10 protein-coding genes are annotated in these 14561 nt (G+C 69.8%); 3 read left to right on the top strand and 7 right to left on the bottom strand.

The window, feature by feature from the left end; genetic code table 11:
• Positions 1-137 precede the first annotated feature (137 nt).
• Complete coding sequence (locus tag ACWFRJ_RS14300; protein WP_453528971.1) at positions 138-3035, bottom strand: glycoside hydrolase family 2 TIM barrel-domain containing protein; 2898 nt, start codon at positions 3033-3035, stop codon at positions 138-140.
• Positions 3036-3221: 186 nt separating this feature from the next.
• Here ACWFRJ_RS14300 and ACWFRJ_RS14295 point away from each other — a divergent pair, with 186 nt between their 5' ends.
• Positions 3222-3908, top strand: coding sequence for a pyridoxamine 5'-phosphate oxidase family protein (locus tag ACWFRJ_RS14295; RefSeq protein WP_453528968.1), 687 nt, complete (start codon positions 3222-3224; stop codon positions 3906-3908).
• Positions 3909-3965: 57 nt separating this feature from the next.
• On the opposite strand, the gene ACWFRJ_RS14290 is transcribed toward ACWFRJ_RS14295, so the two are convergent.
• From ACWFRJ_RS14290 to ACWFRJ_RS14280, 3 genes are all read right to left on the bottom strand, one after another.
• On the bottom strand, positions 3966-4829 hold the full coding sequence (locus ACWFRJ_RS14290; protein ID WP_453528965.1) for a GAF and ANTAR domain-containing protein: 864 nt from the start codon (positions 4827-4829) through the stop codon (positions 3966-3968).
• Between the two features lie 25 nt (positions 4830-4854).
• The gene (locus tag ACWFRJ_RS14285; protein WP_453529667.1) at positions 4855-6825 is read right to left on the bottom strand and encodes a CheR family methyltransferase; all 1971 of its coding nucleotides are present in this window, start codon (positions 6823-6825) and stop codon (positions 4855-4857) included.
• Positions 6826-6902: 77 nt separating this feature from the next.
• Positions 6903-7502: a chemotaxis protein CheB gene (locus tag ACWFRJ_RS14280; RefSeq protein ID WP_453528962.1), complete on the bottom strand. Its 600-nt coding sequence runs from the start codon at positions 7500-7502 to the stop codon at positions 6903-6905.
• 142 nt (positions 7503-7644) lie between these two features.
• Between ACWFRJ_RS14280 and ACWFRJ_RS14275 the strand changes: the two genes are divergently transcribed.
• Positions 7645-10212 (top strand): polysaccharide lyase family 8 super-sandwich domain-containing protein, encoded by a 2568-nt coding sequence (locus ACWFRJ_RS14275; protein ID WP_453528959.1) that lies wholly within the window; start codon positions 7645-7647, stop codon positions 10210-10212.
• Between the two features lie 39 nt (positions 10213-10251).
• Here ACWFRJ_RS14275 and ACWFRJ_RS14270 read toward each other — a convergent pair whose 3' ends face one another.
• The 3 genes from ACWFRJ_RS14270 to ACWFRJ_RS14260 all read right to left on the bottom strand — a co-directional run bounded on the left by ACWFRJ_RS14270 (position 10252) and on the right by ACWFRJ_RS14260 (position 12831).
• Positions 10252-10446 carry a ferredoxin gene (locus ACWFRJ_RS14270; RefSeq protein ID WP_453528956.1) on the bottom strand — a complete coding sequence of 65 codons (195 nt, stop codon included), beginning with the start codon at positions 10444-10446 and terminating at the stop codon, positions 10252-10254.
• A gap of 9 nt (positions 10447-10455) precedes the next feature.
• Entirely contained in the window at positions 10456-11682 is a 1227-nt protein-coding gene (locus ACWFRJ_RS14265) for a cytochrome P450 (protein WP_453528954.1), read from the bottom strand.
• A gap of 135 nt (positions 11683-11817) precedes the next feature.
• The gene (locus ACWFRJ_RS14260; RefSeq protein WP_453528952.1) at positions 11818-12831 is read right to left on the bottom strand and encodes an AraC family transcriptional regulator; all 1014 of its coding nucleotides are present in this window, start codon (positions 12829-12831) and stop codon (positions 11818-11820) included.
• Positions 12832-12901: 70 nt separating this feature from the next.
• Here ACWFRJ_RS14260 and ACWFRJ_RS14255 point away from each other — a divergent pair, with 70 nt between their 5' ends.
• A complete protein-coding gene (locus ACWFRJ_RS14255; RefSeq protein WP_453528949.1) occupies positions 12902-14473 on the top strand; it encodes a flavin-containing monooxygenase in 1572 nt (523 codons plus the stop codon).
• The last annotated feature ends 88 nt before the right edge of the window (positions 14474-14561 follow it).

The raw sequence follows: 14561 nt of genomic DNA, 5'->3' as shown, positions 1-14561 counted from the left end.
CGCGAATCCTCGCTACGTGGATGCCATGGACTTGCCGAGCGTCGGGGTGCTCCCTCCCCCCCCCAGGGCGGCACGCCGTTCGACGGTGACTTCCAGTCCAGTGCTGAGTCACCGGAAAACCCCGGTCAGAGCGAGGTTCACCCGGCTGGCGGCGGCGTGGCATCGCGATGCGCGAAGGTGAAGGCGAACTGCGCCGGGGTGGCGTGGAGTTCGTACTGCGGCAGGACCCCGGGCCCGCAGGACTGCGAGCCGATGCCGTGCTGGCCGTGGTCGAGATGGACCCACACCGTCTCGCCGGGGGTGAGGCCGGTGCGGTGCGTGGCCGCGTCCAGCTGCTCGGTGGTCCAGCGGCGCGCGGTGAACCAGAAGGCGGGCTCGCCGACCACACGCACCCCCTCGCCGGTGAAGCCCGCCCGCAGCTCGGCCCAGCGGACGTCCGCACGGGCGCCGTTCTCCTGGGGGCGCACGTACGGGATCTGCATCCGGTCGACCGGCATGAAGTGGCGGCCGGTGACGGACGCCGCACCCGTGTCCGGATACGCCTCACCGTTGCCGCCGCCGAACCAGTGCGCGTACCCGTACGCGGCGGGAAGTCCGAGCCGGATGCCGAGCCGGGGCAGCGGAACCTTCCACTCGCCCTCGGGCACCACGGAGACCGTGAGGCGAAGACGGGTGCCGTCGGAGGTCCAGCGGTAGGTGGTGCGCAGGCCGATGTCGCGCGAGGCGGGAGCCACGCGGGTGCGGACGGTGAGCGCGTCATCGGTCAACTCGACCGCGTCGAGACGGTGTTGCATCCGATGCAGGCCGAGCTCGCGCCACAGCAGACCGTTGCGCTGTCCGCCCTGCCAGGACGCCCCGTTGTCGTTGTCGGTGGGGGCCCGCCAGATGTCCAGGCGCGGGGCGCTGGTCAGGGGGACGGCGTTCAGAGTGTGCAGTTCGCCGGTGCGGGCGTCGAACGTGCCGGGTCCGAGGGTGATGGAGTGGCCGTCACGCACAGGCCGTTCGCCGACTGCGGCGCGGACATCGGGACGCGGCGTCACCGCGAACTCGGCCCGCGCGACGACGTGATCCAGCTTCGTCCAGTTGGTCTTGACACCCACCGTCGCCGTGAGACGCAGGAAGGTCTCGGCACCGCGGCTCGCGGGTGGCGCGCCCGGTAGCTTCAGTTCGACGGATTCGCCGGGCCCGACTTCCGGCGGCACGGCCAGCTCTCCGACCTCGTACACCGCGTCGTCGTCACTGATGTACGACCACTCGAAGGACAGATGGGAGAGATCCGCGAAGTCGTGCAGATTGGTGACCCTGAGCGTCCCAGCGTCCTTGTCGTATGTGAAACGCACCGGCTGGATGACCTGCTTGTACGCGTCGAGGCCCGGTGACGGCGTCCGGTCGGGGAAGACCAGGCCGTCGCAGACGAAGTTCCCGTCGTGCAGCTCCTCGCCGAAGTCGCCGCCGTAGGCGTAACCGAGCTCCGGGTGCCTGAAGCCGTGGTCGATCCACTCCCAGATGAAGCCGCCCTGATTGCGCTCATGCGCATCGAACAGCTCCTGGTACTCGCTCAGGCCGCCGGGCCCGTTGCCCATAGCGTGCCCGTACTCGCAGAGGATGAAGGGGAGTTGGAGCCGTGATGCCGGTCCGTCCGTGTCGTCGCGGCGGCCGATGCGATCGACCTCGGCATGGTCGGCGTACATGCGCGAGTACATGTCGGTGTACGCGCAGGACTGGTCGCCCTCGTAGTGGATGAGGCGGCCTGTGTCCCGTGCGCGGATCCAGCGGGCCATCGCGCTCAGGCCGCGGCCCGTCCCGCACTCGTTGCCGAGGGACCAGATGATCACCGAGGCGTGGTTCTTGTCGCGCTCGACCATGCGGGCCGCGCGGTCCAGGAGGGCGGGCGTCCAGCGGTCGTCGTCGACGGGGTTGTCGCGCCATCCCTGTTCGGTGAAGCCGTGGGTCTCCAGGTCGCACTCGTCGACGACCCACAGGCCGAGCTCGTCGCAGAGGTCGAGGAAGGCGGGGTGCGGCGGATAGTGGCTGGTGCGGACCGCGTTGATGTTGTGCTGCTTCATCAGCAGGACATCGGTGCGCATGGTGGCGAGGTCGAGCGCGCGGCCCGTTTCCGGGTGGAACTCGTGCCGGTTCACGCCGCGGAACAGGATCCGGCGGCCGTTGACCTTGATGACCCCGTCCTCGACGGCCACCGTACGGAAGCCGATCCGCAGCGGGACGCGCTCGCCCGCCGTGGCCAGGACCCCGTCGTAGAGCCGGGGCGTCTCGGCCGTCCAGGGCTCGACGGCCACCGTCACCGGCTCGCCCGTGGCGACATCGACCCCCAGCTCGGGCACGGTGACCCGGCCGTCCACGTCCGATGCGACCCGCAGCGTCCCGGTCCCCGCGCGATGGTCGTACGAGGCGTGCGTGAAGAAGTCGAGCGCGCAGCCCTCGGGGCGGTGCAGCAGGGTCACGTCCCGGAAGATGCCCGGCAGCCACCACTGGTCCTGGTCCTCCAGGTACGAACCGGACGACCACTGGTGGACACGGACCGCGAGAACGTTGCCCGACGGCTTCAGGAGGTGGCCGACCGCGAACTCGTGCGGAAGGCGTGAGCCCTTGAACTCGCCGAGCTCCGTGCCGTTCAGCCAGACGCGGGCACAGGACTCGACACCGTCGAAGCACAGTGTGCCGCCGCCGGTCGCGGGCCAGTCGCCCGGCAGGTCGAAGGTGCGCAGATGGTCGCCCGTCGGGTTCTCGGTGGGTACGCGGGGCGGGTCGACAGGGAACGGATAGACCATGTTGGTGTAGATCGGCGCGCCGTGCCCCTGCAGCACCCAGTGGCCCGGCACCGCCACGGTGTCCCAGGCCCCGGCGTCGAAGCCGTCCGAGGCGAAGGAGTCGTCGGCGGCGTCGGCGGTGGGGGAGAGGCGGAAGCGCCAACTGCCGTTCAGGGAGAGGGAGACGGCATCCGAGCGTGCGTACCACGCGCGGGGCGGGAGGCTGCCGGTGCCGGGGGATACGTCCTCGAGGTAGGGGAGCTCCATGACCTCCATCAGACAGCCGGGAGGTGGGACGTCACAACACTCACGCGGCGGGGGTTGTTGGATTCTCGGCGGGGGAATTGGACGGATCGTGCACGGGCTGCGGATTTCGTCGTACGTTGCTGAGTCGCCGTAAGTAATTCGTTGAGGCATGGCGTTCCGGGCGCGATATCGGTAGCTTGCGGAGGCGTGACCACCAGCCGGCAGCTTTCCCAGCAGCTCTCTCAGACCGACCGCACCCGCCACAGCCGCCTGCGCGAGCAGGGCAGCCTGGAGCGCGCCGACCTCGAAGCGATCCTCGACGCGGGGTTCATCTGCCACCTGGGCGTCGTGATCGACGGCCACCCCATGGTCGTGCCCACCGTCTACGGCCGCGACGACACCCTGCTGTATCTGCACGGCTCCGTCGCGAGCCGCAGCCTGGCCGCTGACCCCGGCGCGACCGTCTGCGTCACCGTCACCCACATCGACGGTCTGATCCTGGCCCGCTCGGTCTTCGAGCACGGCGTCAACTACCGCAGCGCGATGATCTACGGCGTCCCGCGCAAGGTAACGGACCCGGACGAGAAGCTGACCGGCCTGCGCCTGCTCACCGAGCACGCCACCCCCGGCCAGTGGGACCACGCCCGTCGTCCGAGCCGCAAGGAGCTCGCCGCGACGACACTGCTCGCCCTCTCTCTGGAGGAGGCGTCGGTCAAGACGAGCGTGGGCCCGCCGGACGACGGAGAAGGACCGGACGCCGCGCTCGGCGTCTGGGCCGGGAACCTTCCCCTGACGGCAAGCTGGGGCACCCCGGTCGCCGACCCGCTGCTCCCGCCCGGCATCGCGGTCCCGCCGCACATCGCCGTGCGCGAAGGGACACGGCACGGCTGCTGAGCCCGATGGGTCAGGGCTTGACGGCTGCGGGGGCCCCGCAGCCGTGCGCCTTCGCCGCTATCGGAGCTTCAGTTCCCCGGAGATGATGCGCTGGGCCACCGACTCCAGGGGCACGCCCAGAGTGAACGCCCGTGCCTTGATGAGCGCCAGGGCGTCATTGATCGAACTGCCCGCCTGCTCGGACAGCACGCCCGCGGCCTGGTGGACCACGGCCCGCAGGTCCGCGCCGCCGTACAGTCCGGGATCCGCGTCAGGCCCTATCAGAACGCCGTCCGCAAGCGCGGCCGCGACCTCGCCGAACTTTCCCGACCTGGCGAGCGCCGACGGGGGATCGAAGACCGTCAGCACGCCTATGCAGTCCGACGACACCTTCAGCGGGAGCGCCGCGACCGAACTCAGGCCGAGCTCGGCGATACCGGAGCCATAGCCGGGCCAGCGACTCTCAAGAGTGGGGCCCGACGCGTACACCGCTCGCCGGTTACGGACAGCGTCGATTCCGGGGCCCGCCGTCAGGACGTACTCCAGATCCTGGGCGCCGCGTGAGGGCCGGTCCGAAGCGGCGACCGCGAGCTGGCTCAGGTCGGCCCCGACGAGTGTGAGCGCGGCACTGCGCGTCCCGCAGGCCTCCGCTACCCCCGCCATGAAAAGAGGGCGGAGGCCACCACCTCTGTTCTCTGCCTCCGCGAGGCGCAGGGCGTACGCATGCTGGAGGCGGGCCGTGGTGCGATGGCGCTCGGCGACCGCGCGGTGCCGCACCGCCATCGTCGAGTGGAGCACGCGGCCCGTCTTTGCGAAGAGCCGCTCATGACGCTCGGCGTTCACTGTCTCCTGTGCGGCGCGTTCCTCCGCACGGACGGCACGCTGCCAAGCCGTGTCGGCCCGGCCGGCCGCCTCCGGCGAACCGCCCTCCATGGCGCTCATGTCCATAAGCGTACGACCTGTCGGGTCAGCTGCCGCCGGAGTCGGCGACATCTTCCATCAAGAGGACAACACCTCCGTTGTGCCCGTCGAACGGCGAGCAGATGACCGAACAGTCGATGTTTCTTCCGATGCGGTTCACCGCGGGGATGACCACGGGGCCCGACCGCTTGCCCGACGCGACGCACTGCTGGATGACATCGCGCAGCCGGTCGGTGGGAAGACCGAAGTCGAGCGCGAAGAACTGCTCGTCGATCACCTCGTCCGGGCGAAGGCCCCACAGGTCGACCGCACCGCGGTTCCAGTTCTTGGCGCGCATGTCCGCGGAGAGCACCACCACACCCGCCGCGATACTGCTCACCACGCCCTCGAGGAACGCATGCGCCTCGTCCAGGTCCGTGGTGCGAAGACGCATCTCGTCGTTCATCGTCTCGAGCTCTTCATTGCCGGACTGGAGTTCCTCGTTGGTGGTCTCCAGTTCCTCGTTCGTGGACTGGAGTTCCTCGTTCGTGGTCTCCAGCTCCTCGATGCTCGACTGGAGTTCCTCGTTGGTGGTCTCCAGTTCCTCGTTCGTCGATTGGAGCTCCTCGTACGCCGTCTCCAGATCCTCACGCACGCGCTTGACCTCGGCCTTGAGGCGGGTGGACTGCGTGACGTCCATGAACGTGACGTTGATGGCGACCGGCAGACCCGGCCCGCCGGGCCCGCCCAGGATCGGCTGGATGTCGATGTCGAAGTACTGCAGGTCGTTGCCCATCCGACGCTCCGCGCCGCGGACGTGCATCGGCCGGCGTTCGTAGACGGCCTGGTCGATCAGGGAGCGGAGCTCGGCGGGCCGGTAGGAGATCTCCAGGTCCTGGAAGGGGCGACCCACGTCGTTGGGCGTGAGGCCGAACTGGGACCGTGCCCCGTGGTTGATCATGATGACGACTCCGTTGCCGTCCAGGGCGACGCTCGCCCCCGGCGTCGAGTCCAGGATCAGATCGCGCAACTGCCCCGCCTGTGTGGCGTGCTGCCTCTCCAGGGCCATGTTGGCCCTGGCCTTCAGCGGGGTCGTCGTGGGATACGGCGGCGCGCCGCCGGGGCGGCGGCGGAAGACGCGCTGACGGATGCTGACCGCCTCGAAGCGCTCGGTGTCGTTCAGGAGCATCTCGGCCTTACCGAGGAAGAGATAGCCCTCCTCGCGCAGGGCGAAGTGGAAGCGGTCCAGGATCTGGGTCTGCGCCTCCACATTGAAGTACATCAGCGTGTTGCGGCAGACGAGCAGGTCGAGGCGGGAGATCGGGGCGTCACGGGTGATGTCGTGGCGTCCGAAGATGACGCGGCGCCGCAGATCCGTCCGGAAGGCGTACTGCGTGCCGTTGCGCTCGAAGTACTTGTCGCGAAGCTGCTTGGACAGCGGCTCCAGCGACTTCGCGGGGTACTGCCCCGAACGGGCGTCGCGCAGCGCTTCCTCGTCGACGTCCGTGGCGTAGATCTTGACGCGTTTCAGGCACTCCTCGACGCCGATCGCCTCGGCGAGCAGCATGGCGAGGGAGTACGCCTCCTCGCCGCTGGAGCAGCCCGCGCTCCAGACCCTGATCTCTCCCTGGGCGCCGACGCTCTGGAGCAGCTCGGGCAGCACATCGCGCTTCAGGAGGGCCCAGGCTTCCGGGTCGCGGAACATGGAGGTGACGTTGATCAGGATCGTGTTGAACAGCGCACGGAACTCGTCCGCGTCGGTCTCCAGGAGGTCGCGGTAGTCCGCGTAGCCCTGCATGCCGACATCGCCCATCCGCTTGCGGATGCGGCGGCCCAGGGTGGACCTTTTGTAGCCGGTGAAGTCGAATCCGCGCGCGTCGCGGATGAACGCGAGGAGATCCTCCAGGCCCTGGTCGACGAGCCGCTCGGTCTGCGCTTTGCGCCCCTGCCTGGTCTCCGGCCCCTGCCCCTGCCCCTGCTCGGTCTCCTGCTCCTGCTCTGCTGCACTGACCCGCTCGGCCTCACGCACCTGATCCATCTCGCTCACCGGTTCCGGACGCTCCCGCGCACCCGATTCCGCGTTCCGCTCTGCCCCGGAGCCGGACGACTCACCCATCACTGCCTCTTGTCCTCGACCAGTCCGCGGATGGCCGCGGCGATTTCGTCAATACGGAGTACGAAGTCCACGGCTCCGGTCTCCACCGCGGCCCTGGGCATCCCCGCGAACTGCGCGCTCTGCGGATCCTCGGCGATCACGGTGCCGCCGCGCGACTTGACCGCCTCCACGCCCATGGCGCCGTCCATGCCGGTGCCGGTGATCACGCAGGCGATGGCCCGCGGTCCGTACGCTCCGGCCACAGACTCGAAGAGCAGGTCGGCCGAGGGACGCACGAAGTGCACGAGCTTACTGTTCGACAGCGTGAGCATGCCCTCCGGCCCCACGAGGAGGTGCCGGTCGGGCGGTGCCAGATACACGGTCCCGGGCTCGACGCTCTCCTGGTCCTTGGCCAGCTTCACGGTGAGTTCCGTGCGCCGGGTGAGGACCTCCGCGAGGAGCGTGCGGTGACGTGGATCGAGGTGCTGGACCACGAGCACCGGCACGGGCAGATCGGGGCCGAGCGCGCCCAGGATCGAGCCGAGACCCTGGATGCCCCCGGCGGACGACGCGACGGCCACGATGGCGAACGGCCCTGGTGTGTGCTCTTCCGACCTCACAATATTGAGCCTAGTCCCTGTCGGTGAGATCGATGCCGTGGTGCGGAGCGGCGGCGCACTCGCTCTTGTCCACGCTCGGGGCGTCTGCTTGACTCCGCCCGCCAGAACGACGGAAACGCCAACTCGACCGGCGGAGGCCGCCATGGATATCACCCGCAGACGCCTGCTGTCCGCCCTTTCGGCCTCGGGTCTCCTGGCGGTGCTCCCCGCGCTCCCCGTGAGCGCCGCCGACGCCGCGGCGGACAGCTCCCGCCTCCTGGCCAACACCGTGGGGGTCTTCGCCGGGAGCACGGAGTCCAACGCGCGCCCCGAGACTGCCGCCAAGCTCCTCGCGATCGACAAGACGGCGCGGACGAACCTGAAGTCGATGGACGACGCGGGCGCGGGCGAGCTGTTCGCGGGCCTGGTGCTCGGCACGGACGACGCCAACCTCAACACGGCCTTCAAGCGTCTGTACGAGATCGCCCTCGCGACCCGCACCCCGAGCCCGACCCCGTCGGACCTCCACGACGACACCGCCGTGCAGCGCCGCGTGATCGACGGCCTCGGCTGGCTGCACGAGCGTTACTACGGCGACCAGTCCAAGGGCTACTACGGCAACTGGTTCAACTGGGAGATCGGCATCTCCCAGCACGTCAGCAAGACCCTCGTGCTCCTCGCCGACGAGGTGCGGACCTACAGGCCCGGCCTCGTCGCCACCTACATCGCCTCGATGGACGCCTATCTGCGCAACGGCACCGCCGGGGACGTGAACCTCGACTCGCGCTTCCACACCGGCGCCAACCTCGCCGACATCACCACCAACCGCATCCTTCAGGGCGCGCTCGTCGGCGCGGACGGCGAGGCCCGCATCCGCAAGGCACTCACCGACCAGCTGACGGTCTTCGTCACCATCGACCCCTACCACCTCCGGCACGGCGTGACGGACGGCTATTACGCCGACGGCTCCTTCATCCAGCACGCCTCCGTCGCGTACACGGGATCGTACGGAAAAGGCCTGCTCACCCGTGTCGTGCAGACCCTTAAGATCCTCGACGGCACGGGCTTCGCGCACGGCGAGGAGCTGGTGCCGACGGTCCAGAGGTGGGTGCGGGACGGGTTCGCGCCGCTCATCTTCGAGGGCTGGATGATGGAGATCGTCAAGGGCCGTGCGGTGTCGCGCCCCGACAGCGGCTACACCGACGTCGCGGTCGTCGTCGAGGCCGTCGTGGACCTCTCGTCCCTGTCCACCGGCGCCGACGCCACCGCCCTGAAGAGCTATGTGAAGCACATCCGGTCAACCTCGCGCGCCGCGCTCAACCCGACAGGGTTCGTCTCACCGGTCAGCATCGTGCGCTACGCCGACATCATCGCCGACACCTCAGTGCCGCCCGCGGACCTGAACCCCGCATCGCGCAGCGTCGCCTTCAACGCCATGGACAAGCACGTCCACCGCAGAGCGGGCTACGCCTTCGCGCTCGCGCGCAGCTCCGACCGGATCAGCAAGTACGAGTACATGAGCGGCGAGAACCTCATGCCGTGGTTCCAGGGCGACGGCGCGTACTACCTCTATCTCTCCGGGCACGACCAGACCCAGGCGTACGGAGTCGACTACTTCACCACGGTCTCGCCGTACGGCCTCGCGGGCGTCACCGCCCCCGTCGAGCAGCGCCGGACGATCCCCGAGCTGTACGGGAAGCCGTTCTACGACAACCCCGGCCACCCCCTGAACTTCACCTCCTCCTCCGAGTCGCAGAACAAGTACGTCTACTTCCCGCGCGGCACCAACCGGCACTCGGGCGGCGCGGTCCTCGGGGCGTACGGCGCGGTCGGGGCGGTGCAGTCGAGCGATGTCGCCTTCCAAGACCGGGAGTTGCTGCCGGACGACTTCGTGGTCTACCGGGGTGCGACGGCGACGAAGTCGTGGTTCCTGCTCGACGACGAGATCGTGGTGCTCGCGGCGGGGGTCGGCGACGGCGGCGCGGGGCGTGCCGTGACGACGACGGTCGACGCGCGGACCGCCGCCCCGGACGACCAGGTCTCCGTGACGGGGGAACTGCGTGACGGCCGCCCGTGGACCGGCGCGGGCACCGGTGACCTCCGGTGGCTGCGCTACGCCAACGCCACGCGGAGCACCTCCGTCGGCTACGTCTTCCTGGACACGCCGAAGGTGCGGGTAGCCCTGGACGAGGTCACGCGCAGCCGCCGGGTCGTCCGCACCGCGAACCCGGACACGGCGGTGACGCGCAGGGTCCTGGCAGTGAGCGTGGACCGGGCGGCCGGGGCCCGGCCGCTCTCCCTGGCCTACGCGCTTGTGCCGAACGCGGGCGAGGCGGGGCTGAGGTCGTACCGGGGCGGGCAGCCGCTGAAGGTGCTCGCCAACACCGTGCGGCTACAGGCCGTCAGCCACGCGGGCCTCGGCCTGACCGCCGCGAACACGTTCGCGGCGGGCCGCCATGAGGTCGCCGGGCACGCGGGGCACGCCGGGCTGCGGATCGAGGGCCCCGCCTCGGTGCTCGTACGGAGCGAGAAGCGGGGCCCGACGACCGTGGCGGTGTCCGATCCGACGATGGACCGCGACAGCGTCGGCGTGCTGCTGCGCGGCCGTTCCCTGCGGCAGGTCGAGGCCGACGAGGGGGTGCGCGTGACCCGGGTCCACGGCGGGACCCGGATCGACGTCGACACCCACCACGCGTACGGACGCAGCTTCACGGTGACGCTGCGCGCCTAGAGCCCGTGCGACGGCCCGGTCAGGACTCGTACGGCCCGGTCAGGATTCGTCGACGGTGACGGCCTGCACCGGGCAGGCCCGTACGGCCTCACGCACCAAGGGGTCGCCGCCCCCGTCCTCACGGCCGGGGAGCACCTCGCTGAAGCCGTCGTCGTCCTGGGTGAAGACGCTCGGCGCGGTGAGCGCGCACATCCCCGCACCCACGCACCGCTCCGATTCCACATGAACCCGCACGTCCATCTCCTACCAAGTGACGGGGAGTTCGAGCATCCCCTGGATCGTGTCGCCCGGTTTGAACGGGATCTCCCGCGCGGGCACCGCGAGGCGAAGGTCCGGCATGCGCGCGAAGAGCGTCCGCAGGGCGATGTCGATCTCGGCGCGTGCGAGGTTCTGGCCGAGGCACTGGTGAATGCCGAAACCGAAGGCCAGGTGGTGCCGGTCGGCGCGGTGGAAGTCCAGTTCCTCCGGAGCCTCGTACGCCGTGTCGTCGCGGTTGATGAGGGAGGTGGAGAAGATGACGCCGTCGTCCGCGCGGATGGTGCTGCCCGCGACATCGATGTCTTCCTTCGCCACCCGCAGCATTCCGTCCGCGATGGACAGGAAGCGCAGCAACTCCTCGACGGCGGCGGGCATCAGCGCCTGCTCGGACCGCAGTTCGGCGAGCTGCTCCGGGTGCTGGAGGAGCGTGAACGTGCCGAGAGAGATCATGTTCGCCGTGGTCTCGTGCCCCGCGACGAGGAGGATCGTCGCCAGGCTGACCAGTTCCTCGGGGTCGAGCGCCCCCTCGGAGAGCTGCCGGTGGATGAGCTCGTCGAGGAGCCCGTCCCCCGGATCCCGGCGCTTCTTTTCGATCAACGCGTAGAAGTAGGCGTCGAGTTCGTCCCTCGCCCGCTCGGTGTCCTCGGCGCGGGGGCCGCGGAGCAGCCGGCGCGACTGCTCCTCGAAGAACTCGTGATCGGCGTACGGCACACCGAGCAGGGAGCAGATCACCATGGAAGGAACCGGCAGCGCGAACGCGCTGACCAGCTCGGCCGGTGACCCCTGCGCCTCCATGGCGTCGATGAGCCGGTCGACCGTCTCCTGGATCCGTGGGCGCATCGCGGCGATCCGCTTGACCGAGAAGCTGGGGATCAGCATCCGGCGCTGGGCGTTGTGCACGGGGTCGTCGACGCCGAGGAGGGCGACACGGCGGTTGCGTACCTTCGCGAAGCGCTCGGTCGGCGCGGGGAACGCCTCGTTCTCGCGGTCGGTGGAGAGACGCGGGTCGATGAGCAGGTCACGGGCCGTCCCCTGGCCGGTGACCACCCAGACGGAACGTCCGTCGAACAGCCGGACCCTGGAGAGCGGCCGGGCCTCGCGGAGAGGTTCGTAGGACTGTGGGGGGTGATAGGGACACGTGCGGTCCTGCGGGAAGGCGACTGGTTCGGACGCGACAGCTGAGGTGGGTTCGGACGCGACTGATTCCGTCATGGACTTACCTCACAAGCGGAGGGGCTCCCTTTACCTGTTCTATTGGATGCCTGGGGCATCTACTTGGGCCACTCCACAATGAGCCAGATGGCGGCCTGTTCTGCGGGCGAATCTGGCCGGAATCGGACCCTCCGCTCAGCCCGCGGCTGCGTTGTCCCCGCTCCGTACCGCGCGCGGTGTCGCACCCCACCAGCGCCGGCAGCAGCGGTTGAGGGCCGACTGCTCGGAGAGACCGAGGAGCAGGGCGACCTGGCCGAGGGGGAGGTCGGTGTCGACGAGATAGCGGCGGGCGGCGCCGCGCCGCTCCTCGTCGACGACCTCGGCGAACGTCGTGCCCGCCGCGCGCAGCCGTCGCTGAAGGGTGCGCGGATGGACGTTCAGGAGGCGGGCGACCGTCCCGATCTCGGGCGGCGACGTGCCGAGCGAACGCGCGACGACGGCACGGACCCCGCTGACGACGTCCGTGCGTTCCGTGGGCAGTTGCTCGTCCAGGTAGGCGAGCGCGAGGCGGCGCAGATGCGCGTTGCCCCCGCCGAGCGGCCGGTCGGCCAGGCTGAGCGGGACGCGCAGCAGCGCGGCGGGGCGGTCCGCCTTCACGGGGACACCGAAGAAGTCCTCGTACACCGAGAGCGGGGCGAGCAGGGGGTGCGGCAGCTCGACCGAGCCGAGGCCGTACGGGCCGACCAGATAGACGATGGCCCGGTGCATGAAACCCAGGGAGAGATCGATGCCCTGGGGCGGCGCCTCGACCCCCTCGCGCACGCCGTAGCGCAGGGCGGCGACCCCCGGAGTGCCGTACGGGTCCGGCTCCAGGCTGAGGCTCAGCGAGCGCGCGTGGACGAACAGATAGCGCGTGGTGCACTCCAGGGCGTCCCCGAGGGTGGCGGAGTTCTGGATGGCGAGCGCGAGGGCGCCGAGCATGCCCAGGTCCTGGCGGGTCGCGATACGCAGGCCGAGATCCGGACAGCCGAGATCGTCGGCGGCGAGCTCCAGTACGGTGGCCATCGCCTCCTCGGGCACCAGGAGATCGTCCCCGTCGAGGGCGGCCGTGGGGCAGCCGGCCTGCCGGGCATAGGCTTCGGCGTCGCCGCCGAGCTCGGCCACCGTGGCGCGGAAACCGCGTAGCCCCGCCGATCTGATCACGGACATGTCGTCCAGGGTCAAAGATCTGTCGTCCCGGGTCAATTCCTGCCGGGTGTGCTTCCGGACACTGAGGAGCATGACGCACACCGCAGACTCCAGCACGTCAGGTACCGCCGGTACTGCCGGTACCGACGCCCCGCCCGAGCACATCGACGTCATGATCGTGGGAGCGGGCCTCTCCGGCGTCGGTGCCGCGTACCGGCTGCAGACCGAGTGCCCCGAGCGCTCGTACGCGATCATCGAGGCCCGGCAGTCCATGGGCGGGACGTGGGACCTGTTCCGCTACCCGGGTGTGCGCTCGGACTCCGACATGTTCACGCTCGGCTACGCCTTCAAGCCCTGGCGCGACTCGAAGGTGCTCGCCGACGGCCACTCCATCCTGAGCTACATCAAGGACACGGCCGCGGAGTTCGGCATCGACCGCCACATCCGCTACGGGACCAAGGTCGTCGGCGCCGACTGGTCCACCGCGACGGCGCGCTGGACGGTGACGCTGGAGCGCACCGACGAATCCGGCGCCCGCACCCTGACCACCGTCACCTGCGACTTCCTGTACTCCTGCACGGGCTACTACAACTACGACCAGGGCCACGCCCCCGAGTTCCCTGGCGCCGAATCCTTCACCGGCACGGTCGTGCACCCGCAGTTCTGGCCCGAGGACCTCGACCACGCGGGCAAGCGCGTGATCGTCATCGGCAGCGGCGCCACCGCCGTCACGCTGGTGCCCGCGATGGCACAGAGCGCCGCCCACGTCACCATGTTGCAGCGCAGCCCGACCTGGATCGGCTCGCTGCCCTCGCGGGACAGGCTGGCCGACGGCATCCGGGCCGTCCTGCCCGCGAACGCGGCCCACCGGGTCGTGCGGACGAAGAACATCCTCTTCGCCATCGGTCTCTACCAGTTCTGCCGCCGCAGCCCGAAGGCCGCACGGCGACTGCTCACCGGCCTCAACAAGCGCATCGTCAAGGACGACCAACTGGTCGCCGACCACCTCACGCCGTCCTACGACCCGTGGGACCAGCGACTGTGCGCGGTCCCCGACGCCGACCTGTTCGAGACCCTGAAGACGGGCGACGCCGAGATCGTCACCGACCACATCGACCGCTTCGTCCCCGAGGGCATCCGGCTGAAGTCCGGCCGCGTCCTGGAGGCCGACGTGGTCGTGACCGCCACCGGACTCCAACTGCTCGCGTTCGGCGGCATCGCCCCGCGCGTCGACGGCCAACAGGTGGAACTGAACCGGCAGTTCGTGTGGCGCGGCGCGATGATGACGGGCGTCCCGAACTTCGCCGTCTGCATCGGCTACACCAACGCGTCCTGGACCCTGCGCGCCGACCTCACGTCCCGCCTCGTGTGCAAGGTGCTCAACCACATGCGCGAGCACGACTACGCGGCGGTGGAACCGAGGCCGACGAGCACCCTGAACGAACGCCCACTGCTCGACCTGGCCTCCGGCTACGTCCAGCGCTCCATCGACGCGTTCCCCCGACAGGGCGACCGCGGCCCTTGGAAGGTCCGGCAGAACTACGTCCTTGACGCGGCGTCGACGATGCGCACCAACTTGAACAGGACGCTGGCGCCGACGCCGGTGTCGGCTGTGCGGGGGGCTCGTGCTGCGGCGGCCGAGCAGCCCATCGCTTCTCGGTGAGACCCGATGTGACGCTCTGTCAGGCGCTAAGATTCATGTCTGGGGCGGGCGCCGATGGGTTCCCGCGAGCGGGTGCGCGGCTAGTCGG

The organism is Streptomyces sp. NPDC055239 (genome assembly GCF_053606205.1).
Note: the sequence above shows the minus strand (reverse complement) of the source record. Positions and strands in the feature narration are given on the sequence as shown.